The following is a 20,236-nucleotide window of genomic DNA, read 5'->3' as shown; positions in this document are numbered from 1 at the left end:
CGTAGGCGCAAATTCGCGCGTGACTTTGCGGGATGGGCGAAAAGTGGCCGGATTCTCATTTCCGGTTGACGCCGAGTTGGCGGGGCGCGCGGTTGCAGGCACAGTAACGGGGCCGTGCGGCAACAGATTTCCTGCGCCGCACATGCACCTACTATTCCGTACCCCTTCCTTGGGCGGGCAGGATTGTGGTTCCCACGAATTCCTGCCCGCATTTTTCTGCTCGCGGTCTGCCGAGGCAGATTGGCAGGAATTCGCGCAGATATTCCTGTCACGCGGGTTTGGCTTGCGAACCGCCCGCGCAGCCCGGCATCAGGCGGGCGAGCAGTCAACATCTGATAGGGGACCAAACTCATGCGGATTCTTCGTTTCATCCCGGCAGTCGCACTTTGCGCGGGCCTTGCCGCCTGCGGCGAGACGACCGGTGAACAGGCGCTCTATGGCGGCAGCGCGGGGCTTTTGGGCGCGCTCGTTCTCGACGCCGACCCGGTTGTCGGCGCGGCGGCCGGCGCTGCGGGCAACCTGCTGTACTGCAAGACCCAGAACACCTGCGACTGAGGCACAGCCTTTCCCGGGGGCCTTCGGGCGCCCGACCGCAATTACGCTGAACGCCACCCTGGGCCGGCCGGCCCTGGGTGGCGTTTTGCGTTCCAAGAACCCCAAGACAAAGGACGTTCCATGTTCAACAAGATCCTGATCGCCAACCGGGGCGAGATTGCCTGCCGGGTCATCAAGACTGCGCGCAAGATGGGTATCGGCACCGTCGCCGTCTACTCGGATGCCGACAAGCAGGCGCTGCATGTGGAAATGGCTGACGAAGCCGTCCACATCGGCCCGCCGCCGGCGAACCAATCCTATATCGTGATCGACAAGGTCATGGACGCCATTCGCCAGACCGGGGCGCAGGCGGTGCATCCGGGCTATGGCTTCCTGTCCGAAAACGCAAAATTCGCCGAAGCGCTCGAGGCCGAAGGTGTGGTTTTCGTCGGCCCGCCGAAAGGGGCGATCGAAGCGATGGGTGACAAGATCACCTCGAAGAAGATCGCGCAGGAGGCCGGCGTCAGCACCGTTCCGGGTTACATGGGCCTGATCGAGGATGCGGAAGAGGCGGTCAAGATCAGCCAGCAGATCGGCTACCCGGTGATGATCAAGGCCAGCGCCGGCGGCGGCGGCAAGGGCATGCGCATCGCTTGGAACGATGACGAGGCGCGCGAGGGCTTCCAAAGCTCCAAGAACGAGGCCGCAAGCTCGTTTGGCGATGACCGGATCTTCATCGAGAAATTCGTGACGCAACCGCGCCATATCGAAATCCAGGTTCTCTGCGACAAGCACGGCAACGGCATCTATCTGGGCGAGCGTGAATGCTCGATCCAGCGCCGCAACCAGAAAGTGGTGGAAGAGGCCCCGTCGCCCTTCCTCGACGAGGCGACCCGCCGCGCGATGGGCGAACAGGCGGTGGCGCTGGCCAAGGCCGTGGGCTATTCCAGCGCCGGCACGGTGGAATTCATCGTGGACGGGGAAAAGAACTTCTACTTCCTCGAGATGAACACCCGCCTGCAGGTGGAACACCCCGTGACCGAGCTGATCACCGGTGTCGACCTGGTCGAACAGATGATCCGCGTCGCCGCGGGCGAGCCGCTGTCGATCACGCAGGACGACGTAAAGCTGAACGGCTGGGCGATCGAAAACCGCCTCTATGCCGAGGATCCCTATCGCAACTTCCTGCCCTCCATCGGCCGCCTGACCCGCTATCGCCCGCCGGCGGAGATTGCCGCCGGGCCGCTGCTGGCCAATGGCAAGTGGCAGGGTGACGCGCCCGAGGGCGACACCGCGGTGCGCAACGACACCGGCGTCTACGAGGGCGGCGAGATCTCGATGTATTACGACCCGATGATCGCCAAGCTCTGCACCTGGGCGCCGACCCGCGAGCAGGCGATCGAGGCGATGCGCGTGGCGCTGGACAGTTTCGAGGTCGAAGGCATCGGTCACAACCTGCCCTTCCTGAGTGCGGTCATGGACCACCCGAAATTCGTCAGCGGCGACATGACCACCGCCTTCATCGCGGAAGAGTATCCCGACGGTTTCGAAGGCGTCACCCTGCACGAGGACGACCTGCGCCGTATCGCGGCGTCCTGTGCCGCCATGCACCGCGTCGCCGAGATTCGCCGCACCCGTGTTTCGGGCCGGATGGACAACCACGAACGCAAGGTGGGCACGGAATGGACCGTCACCCTGCAGGGCCACGAATACAACGTGACCATCGAGGCCGACCACGAGGGCTCGACCGTCAGCTTCGAGGGCGGCGGCGTGTATCGCGTGTCCTCGGACTGGACACCCGGAGACCAGCTGGCGGTTCTGGACGTGGACGGCAGCCCGCTGGTTCTGAAGGTCGGCAAGATCTCGGGCGGTTTCCGCATCCGCAACCGGGGCGCGGACCTCAAGGTGCATGTGCGCACCCCGCGTCAGGCTGAGCTGGCCAGGCTGATGCCCGAAAAGCTGCCGCCCGACACCTCGAAGATGCTGCTGTGCCCGATGCCCGGCCTGATCGTGAAGATCGACGTCGAAGTGGGGCAGGAAGTGCAGGAAGGTCAGGCGCTGTGCACCGTCGAGGCGATGAAGATGGAAAACATCCTGCGCGCCGAGCGCAAGGGCGTGGTTTCCAAGATCAACGCGGGTCCGGGCGACAGCCTGGCGGTGGACGAGGTGATCATGGAGTTCGAGTGACCGGGGTTCCCGGTCACTCGCCCAACCAGGGGGAAACCTTGAGACACGGCAAGTCACCCATGACGGACGCAGCCCGGCGAGGCGGGGAAGGGGCCTATTTGTCCTGGCGCCGCTCGCGAATTTCGCGCTCGCGCATGGGTGTCTTGTCGATCGAGCGGGTGATTTCGCGTACGCTCCACGGCGCCGGTTTGCGCAGCTTGACGATGCCGTCCTTGTCCACAAAGACCAGCTGGAAACCGCGCGGGCGCAGCTTGCTGCGGACGGCCGAGCGCGCCTTGGGGTCGGTGTCGGTCAGCACCACCACGTCGCGGTCCCGCAGCATCGCCTCGCCCTCACGCAGCATCTCGATCTGCTGCTGGAACCGGGGGTCGGCCGGGCTGTCGGCAAACACGATGATCGGCCGCATGATCCACAGAAATTCGCTCAGATCCGTGTCGCCCGCCGGACGGATCAGTTCGTCCTCGTCCGGCATAGTGGCATCCGCGGCCATGGCGGCCAGTGGGATTAGTGCAGAGAAAACAATGGCTAGCGTGCGTTTCATCTGGCCTCCTGTCCCATTGAATATAGCCGTTGTCAGGCCGAATGCGACCGCGGAAATGCGCGAAGGCGGTAAAATTTTTTCCGTTAATCGCTTTGTCAGGGGGAGAGCGTGAAAATGCTGGCTTTCCCCGAACTCCGGCTTGGTCGCCAGATGCGAGACAAGGGCGAACCTGTGAATGTCATTTTGCATATCGGCGCGCACCGTTGCGCCACCACCAGTTTCCAGCGCTACATGCGCTGCAATTCCGCGCGTCTCTCCAGGTCTGGGATCGGATTCTGGGGGCCCTACCGGGTGCGCAATGATCTGTTTCAGGGGGTCGTTCCGACCAGAACCGGCTTTATTGCTCACAGACGACGGAGACAGGCGGTGGCCCGCGTGCGCGTTCGTCTGGACCGATGCGCCAGACGGGGCATCAAACACCTCGTCGTGAGCGATGAGAACATGCTCGGGACCATGCCTCGAAACCTGCGCGAGGCATCCCTTTATCCGAATGCCGCCGAGCGACTGGCGGCCTATGCCGGGGTCTTCGGCGCGCGGGTGACGGAGGTGGTGCTGAATATCCGCAGCCTGGATCAGTATTGGACCTCGGTCATGGCTTATGGCGCGGCCAAGGGGCGCAACATGCCCGGTCCGGCCGGGATGGAAAAAATTTCGCGGGCCGGGAGGAGTTGGCGTCACGTTGTGGGCGAGGTGGCGCAGGCGTTGCCGGCCGCGCGCCTAAAGATTTTGCCGTTTGAATCCTTCGCCGGACACCCCGATGCGCAGCTTGCCGCGCTGACAGGCCAGCCGGCACCGCAGACAGATCGCGATCACTGGCTGAACGCGGCGCCCAGTCCGGGAGAGTCGGGCGCGACGAGCCCGGCGCAGGCCGGGGTCGAGCATCGGCCCCTGTTTTCGGCGGATCAGACCGCGCGGCTTCGGGAAGCCTATGCCGACGACCTTGTTTGGCTGGCAGGCGGTGCCGACGGGCTGGCGGATCTGATTGAGAACCCAAGTGAAAATCCGGCGGGGCTCAACCCGCCCTCGACCCGAATCGACAAGAGGAAGATGCAATGACCAAGACCGACGATTGGCGGGCGCTGGCTGAGAAAGAGCTGCGCGGCCGTTCCGTTGACGAACTGACCAAGACGACGCTGGAAGGCATCGAGGTCAAGCCCCTCTACACCGAAGAGGACACCGCCGACCTGCCGCATATGGGGTCTCTGCCGGGCTTCGGCCCCTTCACCCGCGGCGTGAAGGCGACCATGTATGCGGGCCGTCCCTGGACCATCCGCCAGTATGCGGGTTTCTCGACGGCCGAGGAATCGAACGCCTTCTACCGCCGCAACCTGGCGGCCGGTCAGCAGGGCGTGTCTGTCGCCTTCGACCTGGCGACGCATCGTGGCTATGACAGCGACCACCCGCGCGTGGTGGGCGACGTGGGCAAGGCGGGGGTGGCCATCGACAGCGTCGAGGACATGAAGATCCTGTTCGACGGCATCCCGCTGGATCAGGTCTCGGTCTCGATGACGATGAACGGCGCGGTGATCCCGATCCTGGCCAATTTCATCGTCACCGGCGAAGAGCAGGGCCATGACAAGTCGGTTCTGGCGGGCACCATTCAGAACGACATTTTGAAGGAATTCATGGTTCGCAACACCTATATCTACCCGCCCGAGCCCTCGATGCGGATCATCTCGGACATCATCGAATACACCTCGAACGAGATGCCCAAGTTCAACTCGATCTCGATCTCGGGCTACCACATGCAGGAGGCCGGGGCGAACCTGGTGCAGGAGCTGGCCTATACCCTGGCCGACGGGCGCGAATACGTCCGCGCCGCCATCGACGCGGGCATGGACGTGGACAAGTTCGCCGGTCGTCTGTCGTTCTTCTTTGCCATCGGCATGAACTTCTTCATGGAGGCCGCCAAGCTGCGCGCCGCGCGCACCCTGTGGCACCGGGTGATGACCGAGTTCGGGGCAAAGAACGAACGCTCGAAGATGCTGCGCACCCATTGCCAGACTTCGGGCGTTTCGCTGCAGGAGCAGGATCCCTACAACAATGTGATCCGCACGGCGTACGAGGCGCTGAGCGCGGTTCTGGGCGGTACCCAGTCGCTGCACACCAACGCGCTGGACGAGGCGATCGCGCTGCCCACCGACTTTTCGGCCCGGATCGCGCGCAACACCCAGCTGATCCTGCAGGAAGAGACCGGCATCACCAACGTGGTCGATCCGCTGGCCGGCTCCTATTACGTCGAAAGCCTGACCAACGAGCTGGTCGAAAAGGCCTGGGCCCTGATGGAAGAGGTCGAGGAGATGGGCGGCATGACCAAGGCGGTGGCCAGCGGCATGCCCAAGCTGCGGATCGAGGAAAGCGCCGCCCGCCGTCAGGCGATGATCGACCGGGGCGAAGAGGTGATCGTCGGTGTCAACAAGTACCGCAAGGACAAGGAAGACCCGATCGACATTCTCGAGGTCGACAACCGGGCGGTTCGTGACGCGCAGATCGCCCGGCTGGAGCGTATCCGCGCGACCCGCGACGAAGCGGCCTGTCAGGCCGCCCTGGACGAATTGACCCGGCGGGCGAAAGAGGGCGGCAACCTTCTGGAAGCCGCCGTCGAGGCTGCCCGCGCCCGCGCAACGGTTGGAGAAATCAGCATGGCTATGGAAAAGGAATTCGGCCGTCACCGCGCCGAGGTCAAGACATTGGCAGGCGTCTATGGCGCTGCCTATGAGGGCGACGAAGGTTTCGCCTCGATCCAGAAATCCATCGAGGAGTTTGCCGAGAAAGAGGGGCGCCGCCCGCGACTGCTGGTGGTCAAGATGGGGCAGGACGGCCATGATCGCGGGGCCAAGGTGATTGCCACCGCATTCGCCGATATCGGCTTTGACGTGGATGTCGGCCCCCTGTTCCAGACCCCGGCCGAAGCGGCGCAGGATGCGATCGACAACGACGTGCATGTGGTCGGCATCTCTTCCCAAGCGGCGGGGCACAAGACGCTGGCGCCGCAACTGGTGGAAGAGTTGAAGAAGGCCGGTGCGGAGGATATCATCGTCATCTGCGGCGGCGTGATCCCGCAGCAGGATTACCAGTTCCTCTATGACCACGGCGTCAAGGCGATCTTTGGTCCGGGCACCAACATCCCCGAGGCCGCACAGGACATCCTGCGTCTGATTTCAGAGGCGCGTGGTTGACCTGCGTTGGAGGGGGCTGTCTGCCCCCTCTGCACAACGCGCAGGGCGTTGTGCATTCACCCCCGAGGATATTTGTGGCCAGATGAAGCATGCAGGGGTGGCTTTCGTCGGGCCGGATGGCGATGAGGCCGCGTTGTGAAAGGTGGAGGCGCTGCCATGGAACTCGATCATCTTGCGGTGGGGGCCGCGACTTTGGAAGAGGCCGTTTCCCATGTGGAAGAGGCGCTGGGCGTTCGGATGCAGTCCGGCGGCCACCACGCCAGGTTCGGAACCTATAACAGGTTGTTGGGCCTTGCGGACGGGCTCTATCTGGAAGCGATCGCGATCGACCCCGAGGCCCCCGATCCGGGACGGCCTCGGTGGTTCGACCTGGACCGCCTGTCAGGCCCCGCCCATTTGCGCAACTGGATCTGCCGGGTGGAGGATCTGGGCGCAACCCTTGCCGACCTGCCGCAAGGGGTTGGGGCGCCCATCGACCTGGAAAGAGGCGACCTGCGCTGGCAGATGGCCGTGCCCGATGATGGGCGGTTGCCCTACGACAACATCTTCCCGGCCCTCATTCAGTGGCAGGGGGCGCTCCACCCGGCGAACATGCTGGCACCAAGCGGGTGCAGCCTGAAACGGCTGGTGGTGTCCCATCCGGACGCGCGTGAACTGTCGGGGCTGATCGGAGCCGTGGAGCGGGTTGAACTGGTGACCGGTCCCGCCGGGCTGAAGGCCGAGATCGACACCCCGAACGGGCTGCGGGTGCTGGAATGACCATCCGTCAGGCAAGGCCCGAAGATGCCGCGGCGATTGCGGAGATCACCAACGCGATCATTCGGGATACGCTGATCACCTTTACCTCCGACCTGAAACAGCCCGAGGCGATTGCGTCAACCATCGAGGCCCGCGGGCCGCGATACCTGGTGGCCGAGCTCGAGGGCAAGGTTGTCGGGTTTGCCACCTATGGGCCTTTCCGGTCGGGGCCGGGCTATGTGCATACACAAGAGCATACCGTGCAACTGGGGCCACAGGCGCGCGGCAGGGGGCTGGGCAGGGCCCTGATGCAACGGCTGGAGCAAGTGGCGCGCGAGCACGGAGTGCATGTGCTGGTTGCCGGCATCTCAGACGCCAACCCTCAGGGCATCGCGTTCCACGCGGCGCTGGGCTTTGTCGAGGTGGGACGAATGCCCGAGGTGGGGCACAAGCAGGGGCAATGGCTGGACCTTGTCTTGATGCAGAATATTATCTCGTAGGGATTGACGGTTAGACCTGACAGCGGCGTCAGGGCGGGATAGTCTGAAGCCATGTCTTTGTGGACCCGCATAACCGACGCGCTCAGCGCACTGGCCAAGGGCGAAAGCCTGGCCGAGGTGTTCGAGCGCCTGCGCACGCCGCCGGAAAAATCCGTGGCCTTCGCAATCGCCGTGATCGCGCTGGGCGCCAAGATGGCCAAGGCCGACGGGCAGGTGACCCGCGACGAGGTGACGGCCTTTCGCGAAGTGTTCCAGATCGCCAAGGACGACGAGGAGGGTGCCGCGCGGGTGTTCAACATGGCCCGGACCGATGTTGCGGGCTACAAGGAATATGCCCGCAAGATCAAGCGGATGTTCGCCGACGACGACACGACGCTGTGCGACCTGATGGAGGGGCTGTTCCATATCGCGATGGCGGATGGCTTCTACCACCCGGGCGAGAACGAGTTTCTTGAGGAGGTGGCCCGGATCTTTGGCCAGTCCGACGCGCAGTTCAGGGCGTTGCGCGCGCGCTTCGTCCCCGATGCGCCCAAGGATCCCTACACGGTTCTCGGCGTGACGTCCGACACGCCATTGCCGGAAATCCGCAAGGTCTGGCGGAAACTGGTGCGCGACACCCATCCGGACGCGATGATGGCGCGGGGCGTGCCCGAAGAGGCGGTCCGGCTGGCAGAGAAGAAGCTGATCGACATCAACCGCGCCTGGGACGAGATCAACGGCGCGCGGGGGTGATGGGATGCGGCTGGCGACCTACAATATCGAATGGTTCGCCAATCTCTTCGACAGGAACGACCGCCTGGTGGTCGATGACAGCCTGTCCGGGCGGCATGGCGTCACCAAGGCGCAGCAGGTCGAGGCCGTGGCCAAGGTTCTGACCGCCGTTGACGCCGACGCGATTCTGATCGTCGAGGCCCCCAATACCGGGCGCACCCAGAACACGATCCGGGCGCTGGAGCGTTTCGTCCACGCGTTCGATCTGCGCACCCGCGAGGCGGTGATGGGGTTTGCCAATGAAACCCATCAGGAGCTGGCGGTCCTTTATGATCCGGAAAAACTGACCGCTCGACATGATCCGATCGGGGAAGAGACGGGAAAGCGGGGCAGCGGCGAAGCGCCCAGGTTCGACGGCACCTTTCGCATAGACCTGGACATCGACGCGACCGAGGACATCGTGCGGTTTTCCAAGCCGCCCATTGAACTGGCCGTGCGGACACGGGCGGGAACCGAGCTGCGCCTCATCGGTGCGCATCTCAAGTCCAAGTACCCGCACGGGGCCGAAACGAGGGATGAGAAGATCCAGATATCGATCGCCAACCGGCGCAAACAGCTGGCGCAGGCGATCTGGATCCGGACCCGGGTCGAACGGCACATGGCCGCCGGAGAGCATGTGATCCTCATGGGCGACCTGAATGACGGCCCCGGGCTGGACCAGTTCGAGCACCTTTTCGGCCGCTCTTCGGTCGAGATCCTGCTGGAGACCGGGCTCTACGATCCCAATGCCGCCAAGGTGCGGCAGCTCCGGCCCGGCCCGCTGCCGTCCACCGCACGGTTCGAGCTGGAGGCAGAGGGGCGCTATATGCACGCACTTCTCGATTACATCATGATCAGCCCCGGATTGCGCGACAGAAACCCGTCCTGGCGGATCTGGCACCCGTTCGACGACAAGGAATGCTGGGAAATGCCAGAACTGCGCGAGGCTCTGCTGACTGCGTCGGATCATTTCCCCGTTTCGCTGGATATCGAGATATGAATTTTGAACAACGAAAGGTGATTCCGATATGGGTTTCATGAAACGGTTCATTGTCACATGCGCGATTGCAGGCTTCTCTGCGGTCCCGGCCCTGGCAGAGGAAGAGGACAACGGGAAATCCCTGATGGAACAGGGGGTCGAGCTGTTCTTCGAAGGGTTGCGACAGGAAATGGAGCCTGCCTTGGAAAACCTGCAGGGGATGGCCGAGGAATTCGGGCCCTCGATCCGGTCCTTTCTCGAGGTGATGGGGCCGGCGCTTGCGGAACTGGCGACGGAAATCCGCGACTGGAGCGCCTATGAGGCGCCGGAAATGCTGCCCAACGGCGACATCATCATCCGAAAAAAAGTCAAACCCGAAGAACCGGTGCCCGAAGGCGAAGACGCTGTTCCTGAAGACGAAGCCGAGGGCGGCGCGACAGATATCTAGGGGTGGTCGGCACGCGCCGGCCTATTTCTCCACGGTCACCTGCACCGCGGACTCGAGGGCGTCGGCCAGCGACTTCAACCGGGCTTCGGCCACTTCGCTGTAAAGCGGAACGGTGGCCCGCGGCAGGCTGAGTTCGAGGATCTTCTTCTTGGGAAAGAACCGCAGCTTGCCCATCTTCACGTCGTGCTGCATCCACAGCATCGCACCGAACCGCATCGCCTTGCCCAGAACCTCGGCCTGTTTCTGGCCCTTTTCGTCGAGCAGCTTGTAAAGCTCTTCGAACTGTCTGCCCTCGCGCTTGTTGCGATAGCGGTGCTGCAGCGCCAGACCAATGAATATCCGTTCCGAATGTTTCAGCCCGCCGAGATTGGCGCGGGTCACGTTGTCGAAACAGATTTCCGCCCGGTAATCGGGATGGGCCCGCCACGAGACGTCATGCAGCAGGCAGGCCGCCTTGATCAGCCGCACCTGCGATGGCGGGGCCGACCGGAACAGCGGCATGACGAAGTCGAACAGGTGCCTGCCGAAACCCGGCAGGCGGGCGTCCTTGGATTCAGAGAAATAGCTGGCCTCGATCAGCGGGTCGCGGTCGCGCAGGCGCTGGGGCATCTGCTCGTATAGCAGGCCTTCGCGAATGCCGTAGCTGGATATCGCGATATCCTTCGGCTTGAAGGTGCGGATCAGCCGGGCCAGCACGTCCATCGCATAAGGCAGCAGCGCCATGCGCGAGCCTGACACACCTGCCTTGGCGCGCAGTTTCTCGGGGTCCGATTTCTCGATGAACTTGATCGTTTCGTGAACCTGTTTGGTGGTCATGCGATATTCATGCAGGACCTTGAGGGGATAGTTCCGCCGCAGCATGTCGATCCGGGCAAAGGCGCGCCAGCTGCCGCCGACCAGAAACAGCCTGTCCCTTTGGGGGCCAAGCTGGTCGCGCAGCTCTTCCATGACCTGTTTGATATGCGCCTTGCGCCCGCGTCGGCCGCCCTTGATGTCGCGCAGGATCAGCGGACCAAGCGGAGAGGTGACACGGCGCCCGACCTGGTTGTCGCCGATTTCGGCCAGTTCCATCGAGGATCCGCCGATGTCGCAGATAAGACCATAGGCGCCGGGCCAACCCAGCAGAACGCCCTGCGCGGACAGGCGCGCCTCTTCCTCGCCGTTGATGACCGAAATCCGAAGCCCGGTCTCGCGTTCCACCTCGGCGCAGAAATCCGGCCCATCGGCCGCCTCGCGCACCGCGGCTGTCGCCACCACATGCAACGGCGGCAGATCGAGGTCCTGTGCCAAGTGCTGGAACCGCCGCAGCGCCGCCAGCGCCCGTTCGCGCCCCGTCGGGTTGAGGCGTCCGGTTTCGGACAGGCCCGCGCCGAGGGCGCACATGATCTTTTCATTGTAGAAATAGGCGGGCGACCGGGCGGCCCCGTCGAAAACCACCATCCGGACCGAGTTCGACCCCACGTCCACCACGCCGACTCGTGACAACGCCCGCACGCTTGGATCATCGAACAGCGGTCTGCCAAATGCTCCCCAGTCGGGAACGGTGGATTCGGCTGGTTTGTTCATCTTTCTCCGGCCTTTGCCGCTGGCAGGATGCGAAATCACGTCGGTCAGGTCAATCACCGGGCCCTGCGGCATCTGTGTCACTGGTGAGCACCCGACTGGCCAGCGCCCGGGTGATTTCGCGCTTTTCGGCCAGCGCCACCCGGTCCAGCCGTTCGACGACTTCGGCAGCGGTCTCGAATCTGCGGTCCATGTGTTTCACGAGGTAGGAAATGACCTCGGGGCGGGGGCTGAGTTGTCGGTCCACGAACAGCTTGGCCAGCACGGCGCACAGCAGCGCATCATCGGGCGGGTCCAGCGCGACGTGATGGGCGCCCTCGATCCGGCTTTGCAGGTCTGCCAACGGCAGGTGCCAGAACTTCGGCGCCAGGCGGCCGGTCATCAGCAGCGCGTTGCCTTCGGCCAGAACCAGATTGTGCAGGTGGAACAGGGTTTTCTGTTGCTCCAGGTCTCCGGCGATCATCGGAACGTCCTCGACCGCGATCGGGGTGCGGGCCAGTTCGGGAACGTCCTCGTGCCGCAGCCTTGATGCCTGCACGATCCGCCCGCCGGTCTCTCCGGCCCAGACATGGGCCAGATGCGTCTTGCCCGACCCTGCGGGGCCGCTGAGAACCAGCTTGTTCCCCGGCCAGGACGAGGCCGAGATCATCGCCACCGCCATCGCATTCGCCGGTGAAACGTAAAAGTCCTCTCGCCCCAGCGCCGTCTTGGCTGGAAGGTCAAAGCTGAGCTGTCTGGCCATTCAGTCGGTTTCCTGATCCTGTCCCGCCTTCCCCTGATAGAGGCGGCTGGTCAGATACTGTCCCGTTGCAAATCGTGCAAGCACACCCAGCGCGGCGGCCACGGGAACGGCGATCAACATGCCGACAAATCCGAACAAGGCCCCGAACACCGAGAGCGCCAGCAGCAGCCAGACCGGATGCAGCCCGACCGAGTCGCCGACCAGCTTGGGGGTCAGCAGGTTCCCCTCGACCACCTGACCGGTGGCGAAAATGGCGGCGACCAGCCCGATCGACGTCCAGTCCCCCCAGAACTGGAACAGCGCCAGACCGATGGCCAACGTTCCGCCGATCAGGGCGCCGAGGTAGGGGATGAAGGTGACAAGCCCGGCGATGACTCCGACGATCAGCCCGAAATTCAGGCCGACCGCCATCAGGGCCACCGCGTAGAAGGTTCCAAGTATCACGCAGACCGTGCCCATGCCGCGCACGAAAGAGGCCAGAACCTCGTCGATTTCCTTGGCCAGTTGCCGGATCACCGGGGCATGGTCCAGCGGCAGAAGCTGGTCGATCCGGGCGATCATCCGGTCCCAGTCGAGCAGCAGATAGACCGTCACCACGGGCACGATGACCAGCAGGACGACCACGTTGATCGCGGACCCGACGGATGCGACAACCGTCTGCACAAGCTCGCCGGTCCGCGATTTCAGCGTTTCGCCGAAAGAGGCAAGGAACTGGTGCGCATTTGAATCCTGATCCAGCAGCGACGGGAAGCGCTGTTCGATGAAGGCCCGGGCGTTCTTGAACAGGTTCGGGAAAGCTTCGGTCAGGTCGATCAGCTGCGTCACAAGCGCAGGCACCAGCAACACGAAGGCCAGAACGAAGACGATCACGCCGACAATGGTGATCAGCGCGGTGGCGGCGATGCGCGACAGGCCCAGACGTTCCAGCCTGTCGGCCATCGGGTCCAGGAAATAGGCGATCGCCCCTCCGATCACGAAGGGCAGCAGGACGTCCCCCAGCAGCCACAGAACCAGGGCGAACACTGCCAAGGCAATGCCCCAGTACCTGAGCTGATCTTTTGCCGGCAAAGACATCGGCCGTCCCTCGTCAAGGCGCGTTTCCATGTTCTTGGCCCATGGGCCTGAAGGATGCAAGTAATTCGCAGACCGCAGGATTTTCGAGCAAGGCGCGGCAGCACCAGAGTGGACTCGGCCACCGCTCCTCGAAACGAACGCTCAGCGTCAGTGTACCCGAACGCCCTGCCGGTCCAGTTCCTTCTGGATGGCGGCCATGTCCAGCCTGTCCAGTTCCCGGTTGCTTTTCAGCGCCATCACGGCGGCAATGCCCGCGCCCTGGCCCTGCACAGCGCAGCAGGCCATGTTGCGCGTCGCCGCATGGGCGATGCGGTCGGCCCCGTGCGACCGGCCTGCCACCAGCAGGCCGCGCACGCCCTTGGGCAGCATAGAGCGGTAGGGAATCTGCATGTAGCGCCCCGTCGTGGGCAGGATCAGGATGCCATAGCCGTCGATGAATTCGGGGTAGATGCCGATTGAGTCCTCGAACCGGCCCTGATGGCGCGCGTCGTCCTCGGTCATGTTGTAGACCGCGTCGATCTTGCGCGTGTCGCGGATGCCGATGGTCATCCCGAAGTTGCGCAGCCGCGCGTTCTCGCAGCCGGGCATGAACCGCCGCAGAGCCTCGATGGCCAGCATGGTCTGGCGGCGGCCCTCGATCTCGCCCCTGGTCAGGCTGTCGGGGTCGGTCCCGTCGATCCCGGCCAGGTGGATCAGGTTCATGTAGGTCAGCTCACCGGTGTCATGCATCGCGCCCCATGTGCCGGCGATGGTGTTCAGATGCGCCGGGATCAGCCCCTGGTCGATGGCCTGCTGGAACGGCTTGTAGACGAAGGGCGAGAACATGTCGTCCTCCTTGCCGCTGGTCTCGATGTTCCATTCACCGCCGCCGCCCCAGTCCTTGTAGGTCTGCGGGTCGGCTTTCACGCCTTCCATGAAGGCGCGCTTGTCCACCCCGGCCAGATGGAACATGACCGAGGCCGCCATCATCTGTTCCGGCTCGGTCTTGCGGGTCGGGGCGCCGGCGCGGTGGGCCACGTCGGCATCGCCGGTGGCGTCGATCACGACGCGCGCCAGGATCGCCTCGCGCCCGGCCTTCGACTCGGTGATGACCCCGGTGATGCGGTCGCCCTCCATGATGGGCGCAACGAACTGGCGATGCAGCATCGGGCGCACGCCGGTCTCTTCCACCAGCCGGTCGGCCACCAGCTTGAACCCCTCGCTGTCCAGCTCATAGCTCAGCGACTGGCTTTCCGGCACCGCCGCGCCCATCTCCTTGGCGCGCTGCTCGAACTCCCATCCGATGCCGCCGGCCTCGACCGTCTGTTCGTGACGGTACCAGGCAAAGCCCTCGACCCCGACGGCGGTGATGTTGCCGCCCATGCAGCCGAAACGGTCCAGCAAGGTCACCTCGGCCCCGGCGCGCGCAGCCGCCAGCGCGGCGGCCAGCCCGGCGGGGCCGGACCCCACCACCAGAATGTCGGTCTTGTGCACCACGGGGATGTCGCGGTCGGGTTCGCGGATGGTCTGCATCGGGGCCTCGTCTGGTTAAAGTCTCGGCACTGTTCCGGCGCGTGGTTGGCGGGTCAATCAAAAAACCGACGAACCTTGGGTCGCAAAAGCGCCAGAGACCGATTGCCTGTCGCGCGTTGATCGCATAGACCGCCAAGAACCGCATGTGTGACGCAAAAAGAGAGAGCTGATGCGCCTGTCCCGCTATTTCCTGCCTGTTCTCAAGGAAAACCCCGCCGAAGCCCAGATCGTCAGCCACCGGCTGATGCTGCGCGCCGGGATGATCAAGCAAGCCGCCGCCGGGATCTATTCGTGGCTGCCGCTTGGCTTCAAGGTGCTGCGCAAGCTGGAAAACATCGTGCACGAGGAACAGATCCGCGCCGGTCACATCCCGATCCAGATGCCGATCCTGCAATCGGCCGACCTGTGGCGCGAATCCGGGCGCTACGACGACTACGGCGAGGAAATGCTGCGCATGAAGGACCGGCACGGCCGCGACATGCTGTATACGCCGACGGCCGAGGAACTGGTCACCGACATCTTCCGCGGACACGTCAACAGCTACAAGGATCTGCCGCTGACGCTGTATCAGATCCAGTGGAAATTCCGCGACGAGATCCGCCCCCGTTTCGGCGTGATGCGCGGCCGCGAGTTCTACATGAAGGACGGCTACAATTTCGACCTGACCAAAGAGGACGCGCTGCACGCCTATAACCGCCATCTGGTCAGCTATCTGCGCACCTACGAGCGCATGGGCCTGCAGGCGATTCCGATGCGCGCCGACAGCGGCCCGATCGGCGGCGACGACACGCATGAATTCCTGGTGCTGGCCGATACCGGCGAGTCCGAGGTGTTCTATGACAGCGCGGTCACCGACATCCGTCTGGGGCAGCGCGACATCGACTATGACGACAAGGCCCAGTGCCAGGCGGTCATGGAGGAGTTCACCTCGCTCTATGCCCGCACCGACGAAACCCATGACGAGGCCCTGTTCCAGCAGGTGCCCGAGGAACGCCGCCGCAGCGCGCGGGGCATCGAGGTCGGTCAGATCTTCTATTTCGGCACCAAGTATTCCGAGCCGATGGGCGCCACGGTTCAAGGCCCCGACGGCAAGCAGGTTCCGGTGCACATGGGCAGCCACGGCATCGGCGTCAGCCGCCTGATCGGCGCGATCATCGAGGCCAGCCACGACGACAAGGGCATCATCTGGCCCGAGGGCGTGACGCCGTTCCACTGCGGCATCGTCAACCTGAAGCAGGGCGATGACGAGGCCGACGCGGCCTGTGACAAGATCTACAAGGCCCTGACTGCTCTGGGGCTCGAGCCGCTCTATGACGACCGCAACGAGCGGGCAGGGGCCAAGTTCGCCACGATGGACCTGATCGGCCTGCCCTGGCGCATTACCGTCGGCCCGCGGGGTCTCAAGAACGGCGTGGTCGAGTTGACCAGCCGCCGCACCGGCGAAAGCGAGGAGTTGAGCCCCGAAGCCGCCGTCACCCGCATCGCCGAGATCTATGAGCGCAGGGCCTAACACAGGTGACAGGCCGCTGATCTCGGTGATCACGGTTACCCGGAACTTGATCGAGGCGGGGCGCAAAGCTGCCGTTCAGGAAACGCTGCGCTGTGTTCAGTCGCAGACTTTCCGCCGTATGGAGCATGTGATCTGGGATGGCGAATCGACGGATGGCACCCAAGGTCTTCTGGAAGACGTGATCTTGGACATAGCCAGCACCGCTGATCACATCCCGATCCGCTACTTTTGCGGCCCAGACAAAAGCCTGTTTGACGCAATGAACAAGGCTGTCGATCTGAGTGCTGGCGAGTATGTTCTGTTCCTGAACTCAGACGACTTGCTGCCCGGGCCAGACTGCCTGCAGCAAGTTGTGAACCTTATAGGAGAGCGTCGGCCGGATTTCATTTACGGCGAAACCGTATTCGTCGAAGAGGACGGTCGCAAGCGTCACGCCCGCCGCCTGACGCTTAAATCCATCCTGCAAAGAATGCCTTTCGGTCATAACGCCATGCTTGTTCGGGCAGAGGTGTTTCGGAAACTGGAAGGTCATGATCTGCAGTTTCGCAGCGTTGCGGACTACGACATGATCTTGCGTATGATCCAGGCAGGTTATCGGAGCCTGCGGGTGCAGGTCCCCTTGTCGGTTTTCCGCAAAGGCGGGGTTTCAGCTGATACCGTGGCTGCGGGTGCGGAAATGGCTCGTTGTTGGGAAAAGAACTATGCTCGGTATTGCGACATGTCCGCCTATTCGCACGACGAGCGAGTCGAATGGTACGGCAAGGGCCAGCTTCCGGTTCGGTTATCCCTCGCGATCTTGCGACAGTCCTTGACGCAGCCGCTAATAGCTCGCGCCGCGATCTACAGCCTTTCGAAAACACTGCGCCGTTCGCTCCAGCCCTGGCGAAAGTTCTAGGCGCCGTTGGTGGCACCATTGGGACGCGCCGAGAGCAGATCGCCGTCGGCATGATCGCCGCGCGCGACCACGATCGGACGACCCATCCGTTGCACCAGGTCTTTCAGGTCGAGTCCGAGAAACCTCAATCCGCAAATCCGGTTGCCGGTCGTTCCGTCTGTCAGGCACAACCGCCCGTCGCGAAACGCCAGACGATATCCCTTTGCTTTCAATGTATCCGTCAAGATGTTCCAACTGGCTGCGGTCGTGAAGAGCGGCCGGATGGCCGCCCGCAGCAAAGCGGCTGTTTCGCAGTCCATGTCGGTCGAGTTGACGGGGAGCCCGGCCGTGCCGGACCCTTGAAGTTGACTATTGAAATCCATGAGCGACCCCCGCTCGTGAAACATTTGTCCCCCGATGATCAGCATGCCAAAATTTCGGAAAACTATCAAAATAAGAAATAATGTTACGCGAATAATGTGACAAATTCACTTCACCGTGTATGGGCAAGCTTCAATCATCCGCAAAATGGAAACAAAGAGCAGTTTCAATCTGGGATTGTTGAGTTGCCTGGCGCGGCAATACCCAGCCGAATGCGGTGAGTCGCTTCGGTCCGGAGCAGCCTTCAAGGTCGACAGACCTTGACCACGGCATCGTTTCCATTGAGGGTCCGGAAAAATTCTTCGGAACTGGAATGGCCGCGACACCTCCACCTTTTGCCCCGTTCGAATGGAAGATCGCCTGGCGATACCTGCGCGCCCGCAAGGCCGAAGGTGGCGTCAGCGTGATGACCTGGATTTCGCTGATCGGGATCACGTTGGCCGTGTTCGCTCTGATCGCGACGCTGGCCGTGCGCTCGGGCTTTCGTTCTGAATTCGTTGGAACGATCCTGGGTGCCAACGCGCATGTGACGGTCTTCAGCGCGGGAACCGTCGATGCACAGGGGCGGATCGACCGGCGTATCGAAAACTTCGACGAACTGGCCGAGAAGGTGGCGCAGGTGCCCGGCGTGTCCCACGCGGCGCCCCTGATCAAGGGCCAGGTCCTGATCACCAACCGCGACCGCAGCTCGGGTGTCGAAGTGTTCGGCATCCGCCCACAGGACCTGCGCGATCTGCCCGGCATCGCCGAAAGCGATCAGGCCTATGGCGATCTAGACCGCTTCGGGGACGGCATCGCCATCGGCTCGGGCGTGGCCCGCGCGATCGGTGCGACGGTGGGAGACCGGATCAAGCTGACCTCGCCAAACGGGGTGAAGACCGCCTTTGGAACTTCGCCGCGCGTGAACGCCTACGAGGTCGTCTATGTGTTTTCCGCAGGCCGCTATGACATCGACCGCACCCGCGTCTATCTGCCCTTTGCCGAGGCGCAGAGCTTTTTCAACCGCGAAGGCTATGCCGACGAGATCGAGGTCATGGTCGATGATCCCGAAGAGGTGGACAAGATCCTGATTCCGATCATCGAGGCCGCCGGAGAGCCGGTTCAGCTCTGGACATGGCAGGATGCCTCTGGCGGCTTCCTGCGGGCGCTCGAGGTCGAGGACAACGTGATGTTCATCATCCTGTCGATCCTCGTTCTGATCGCGGCCATGAACATCGTTTCGGGGCTGATCATGCTGGTCAAGAACAAGGGACGCGACATCGGCATCCTGCGCACCATCGGGCTGAGCGAGGGCTCGGTGCTGCGCGTGTTCTTCATCTGCGGCGCCTTCACGGGCATCATCGGCACGGTGATGGGCGTGATCCTTGGCTGCCTTTTCGCGATCTACATCGACCCGATCTTTTCCTTCGTGAACTACGCGATGGGCGGCGGTGTCTGGGATCCGGCGATCCGGGGGATCTACGCGCTGCCGGCCGAGCTGCACCTGTCGGATGTGCTCAAGGCGGTGGCGCTGTCGCTGGGCCTGTCCTTCTTCGTCACCTATTTCCCGGCCCGCCGCGCGGCGCGGCTGAACCCGGTCGAGGCGCTGCGCTATGAATGACGTGACCCTGCGGCTGAAGGGCCTGACCAAGACCTATCTGCAAGGCACGCCGGGCGAGGTGCGGGTGCTGCGCGGCGCCGATCTGGAACTGCGCGCAGGCGAGGCCGTGGCCCTGGTCGCCCCCTCGGGCGCGGGCAAGTCCACCCTGCTGCACATCGCGGGGCTGCTGGACACACCCGACGGCGGCTCGGTCCAGATTGCCGGGCAGGACATGACCGGCAAGTCGGACCGCGCCCGCACGGCCGTGCGGCGTCAGGACGTCGGCTTTGTCTACCAGTTCCACCACCTGCTGCCCGAGTTCTCGGCGCTGGAGAACGTCACCCTGCCGCAACTGGCCAACGGCGTTGCGGAGCGCGAGGCCGAGGCGAGGGCGATGGAGCTGCTGGAGCGGGTGGGCGTTGCGGCGCGTGCCGCGCATCGTCCGGCGGAACTGTCGGGCGGCGAGCAGCAGCGCGTCGCCTTCTGCCGCGCATTGGCGAACCGGCCCAGCGTCCTGCTGGCGGACGAACCGACCGGCAATCTCGATCCGGGCACTGCGGATCAGGTCTTTGACGCGCTGATGGATCTGGTGTCCAGCAGCGGCCTGTCGGCGCTGATCGCCACGCACAACCTGGACCTGGCCGCGCGCATGGATCGTGTGGTCCGTCTGGAGGGCGGGGTGCTCAGGCCAGCTGCGTGATCGCCACGCCAAGGGCCATGACCGCGATGCCGCCGGCCCGCATGAGGGACAGAGGCGTCACCTGCGCGCCGAACAGGCCGAAATGGTCTATGACCGCCGTGCTGACAAGCTGGCCCAACAGCACGAAGAACACCGCGTTCCCGACCCCGAAATGCGGGGCGACATGGGTGATCGACAGCACATAGAAGGCTATCAGCGCACCGCCCAGAAGAAGGTGCTTGGGCGACCCGGCCACCTTGCCCAGGGCCTGCGGTCCGGGAAATAGCACCAGCACGACCGCCGAGCACGCCAGGGCTACGGCGAAAAGAACCACGGCCGCCGCGGTCGGCGATCCGATCAGCCGCCCCAGGGCCGCGTTGAGCGCCGCAAGGATCGGAACCCCGACTCCGGCCGCCAGCATGATTACCGCGTATTGCGTCATGGTTCCGTTTCCCTCCGGGCTCGA

At 63.7% G+C, this 20,236-nt stretch carries 20 protein-coding genes; 13 read left to right on the top strand and 7 right to left on the bottom strand.

Annotated features, from left to right (window positions below):
* Nucleotides 1-351: 351 nt before the first annotated feature.
* Together AVO45_RS13730 and AVO45_RS13725 are read left to right on the top strand one after the other, a co-directional pair.
* A complete protein-coding gene (locus AVO45_RS13730) occupies nucleotides 352-555 on the top strand; it encodes a hypothetical protein (RefSeq protein ID WP_068347855.1) in 204 nt (67 codons plus the stop codon).
* 120 nt (nucleotides 556-675) lie between these two features.
* On the top strand, nucleotides 676-2,721 hold the full coding sequence (locus tag AVO45_RS13725; RefSeq protein WP_068347852.1) for an acetyl-CoA carboxylase biotin carboxylase subunit: 2,046 nt from the start codon (nucleotides 676-678) through the stop codon (nucleotides 2,719-2,721).
* Nucleotides 2,722-2,815: 94 nt separating this feature from the next.
* Here AVO45_RS13725 and AVO45_RS13720 read toward each other — a convergent pair whose 3' ends face one another.
* Complete coding sequence (locus tag AVO45_RS13720; RefSeq protein ID WP_068347850.1) at nucleotides 2,816-3,262, bottom strand: DUF4174 domain-containing protein; 447 nt, start codon at nucleotides 3,260-3,262, stop codon at nucleotides 2,816-2,818.
* 114 nt (nucleotides 3,263-3,376) lie between these two features.
* On the opposite strand from AVO45_RS13720, the gene AVO45_RS13715 reads away from it, so the two are divergent.
* The 7 genes from AVO45_RS13715 (at nucleotide 3,377) to AVO45_RS13685 (ending at nucleotide 9,856) form a co-directional block, all read left to right on the top strand.
* On the top strand, nucleotides 3,377-4,318 hold the full coding sequence (locus tag AVO45_RS13715; RefSeq protein WP_068347848.1) for a hypothetical protein: 942 nt from the start codon (nucleotides 3,377-3,379) through the stop codon (nucleotides 4,316-4,318).
* The gene (gene scpA, locus AVO45_RS13710) at nucleotides 4,315-6,441 is read left to right on the top strand and encodes a methylmalonyl-CoA mutase (RefSeq protein ID WP_068347846.1); all 2,127 of its coding nucleotides are present in this window, start codon (nucleotides 4,315-4,317) and stop codon (nucleotides 6,439-6,441) included. The genes AVO45_RS13715 and scpA overlap by 4 nt, the downstream gene beginning before the upstream one ends.
* 156 nt (nucleotides 6,442-6,597) lie before the next feature.
* Complete coding sequence (locus AVO45_RS13705) at nucleotides 6,598-7,200, top strand: VOC family protein (protein WP_068347845.1); 603 nt, start codon at nucleotides 6,598-6,600, stop codon at nucleotides 7,198-7,200.
* Complete coding sequence (locus tag AVO45_RS13700) at nucleotides 7,197-7,679, top strand: GNAT family N-acetyltransferase (RefSeq protein WP_068347843.1); 483 nt, start codon at nucleotides 7,197-7,199, stop codon at nucleotides 7,677-7,679. Before AVO45_RS13705 ends, AVO45_RS13700 begins: the two co-directional genes overlap by 4 nt.
* Before the next feature lie 51 nt (nucleotides 7,680-7,730).
* Entirely contained in the window at nucleotides 7,731-8,411 is a 681-nt protein-coding gene (locus AVO45_RS13695; RefSeq protein ID WP_068347841.1) for a molecular chaperone DjiA, read from the top strand.
* Between the two features lie 4 nt (nucleotides 8,412-8,415).
* On the top strand, nucleotides 8,416-9,429 hold the full coding sequence (locus AVO45_RS13690; RefSeq protein ID WP_068347839.1) for an endonuclease/exonuclease/phosphatase family protein: 1,014 nt from the start codon (nucleotides 8,416-8,418) through the stop codon (nucleotides 9,427-9,429).
* Between the two features lie 37 nt (nucleotides 9,430-9,466).
* The gene (locus tag AVO45_RS13685) at nucleotides 9,467-9,856 is read left to right on the top strand and encodes a hypothetical protein (RefSeq protein WP_068348089.1); all 390 of its coding nucleotides are present in this window, start codon (nucleotides 9,467-9,469) and stop codon (nucleotides 9,854-9,856) included.
* Nucleotides 9,857-9,877: 21 nt separating this feature from the next.
* Here AVO45_RS13685 and AVO45_RS13680 read toward each other — a convergent pair whose 3' ends face one another.
* From AVO45_RS13680 to AVO45_RS13665, 4 genes are all read right to left on the bottom strand, one after another.
* Nucleotides 9,878-11,422, bottom strand: coding sequence for a Ppx/GppA family phosphatase (locus AVO45_RS13680; RefSeq protein ID WP_068348082.1), 1,545 nt, complete (start codon nucleotides 11,420-11,422; stop codon nucleotides 9,878-9,880).
* Between the two features lie 49 nt (nucleotides 11,423-11,471).
* Nucleotides 11,472-12,161 (bottom strand): HdaA/DnaA family protein, encoded by a 690-nt coding sequence (locus tag AVO45_RS13675; RefSeq protein ID WP_068347837.1) that lies wholly within the window; start codon nucleotides 12,159-12,161, stop codon nucleotides 11,472-11,474.
* Complete coding sequence (locus tag AVO45_RS13670) at nucleotides 12,162-13,235, bottom strand: AI-2E family transporter (RefSeq protein WP_068347835.1); 1,074 nt, start codon at nucleotides 13,233-13,235, stop codon at nucleotides 12,162-12,164.
* 147 nt (nucleotides 13,236-13,382) lie between these two features.
* Nucleotides 13,383-14,747 (bottom strand): FAD-dependent oxidoreductase, encoded by a 1,365-nt coding sequence (locus AVO45_RS13665; RefSeq protein ID WP_068347833.1) that lies wholly within the window; start codon nucleotides 14,745-14,747, stop codon nucleotides 13,383-13,385.
* 169 nt (nucleotides 14,748-14,916) lie between these two features.
* Here AVO45_RS13665 and proS point away from each other — a divergent pair, with 169 nt between their 5' ends.
* Complete coding sequence (proS, locus tag AVO45_RS13660; RefSeq protein WP_068347831.1) at nucleotides 14,917-16,257, top strand: proline--tRNA ligase; 1,341 nt, start codon at nucleotides 14,917-14,919, stop codon at nucleotides 16,255-16,257.
* 25 nt (nucleotides 16,258-16,282) lie between these two features.
* Nucleotides 16,283-17,152 carry a glycosyltransferase family 2 protein gene (locus tag AVO45_RS13655; RefSeq protein WP_157770170.1) on the top strand — a complete coding sequence of 290 codons (870 nt, stop codon included), beginning with the start codon at nucleotides 16,283-16,285 and terminating at the stop codon, nucleotides 17,150-17,152.
* Here AVO45_RS13655 and AVO45_RS13650 read toward each other — a convergent pair.
* Nucleotides 17,149-17,559, bottom strand: coding sequence for a hypothetical protein (locus tag AVO45_RS13650; protein WP_240482143.1), 411 nt, complete (start codon nucleotides 17,557-17,559; stop codon nucleotides 17,149-17,151). The genes AVO45_RS13655 and AVO45_RS13650 overlap by 4 nt on opposite strands.
* 266 nt (nucleotides 17,560-17,825) lie before the next feature.
* Here AVO45_RS13650 and AVO45_RS13645 point away from each other — a divergent pair, with 266 nt between their 5' ends.
* The gene (locus AVO45_RS13645; protein ID WP_068347827.1) at nucleotides 17,826-19,112 is read left to right on the top strand and encodes a lipoprotein-releasing ABC transporter permease subunit; all 1,287 of its coding nucleotides are present in this window, start codon (nucleotides 17,826-17,828) and stop codon (nucleotides 19,110-19,112) included.
* On the top strand, nucleotides 19,105-19,791 hold the full coding sequence (locus AVO45_RS13640) for an ABC transporter ATP-binding protein (protein ID WP_068347825.1): 687 nt from the start codon (nucleotides 19,105-19,107) through the stop codon (nucleotides 19,789-19,791). The genes AVO45_RS13645 and AVO45_RS13640 overlap by 8 nt, the downstream gene beginning before the upstream one ends.
* On the opposite strand, the gene AVO45_RS13635 is transcribed toward AVO45_RS13640, so the two are convergent.
* A complete protein-coding gene (locus tag AVO45_RS13635; RefSeq protein ID WP_068347823.1) occupies nucleotides 19,775-20,212 on the bottom strand; it encodes a DMT family transporter in 438 nt (145 codons plus the stop codon). The two genes, AVO45_RS13640 and AVO45_RS13635, sit on opposite strands and share 17 nt — an antisense overlap.
* Between the last annotated feature and the right edge of the window lie 24 nt (nucleotides 20,213-20,236).

The sequence above is a fragment of the Ruegeria marisrubri genome, assembly GCF_001507595.1.
Taxonomy (GTDB): domain Bacteria; phylum Pseudomonadota; class Alphaproteobacteria; order Rhodobacterales; family Rhodobacteraceae; genus Ruegeria; species Ruegeria marisrubri.
Note: the sequence above shows the minus strand (reverse complement) of the source record. Positions and strands in the feature narration are given on the sequence as shown.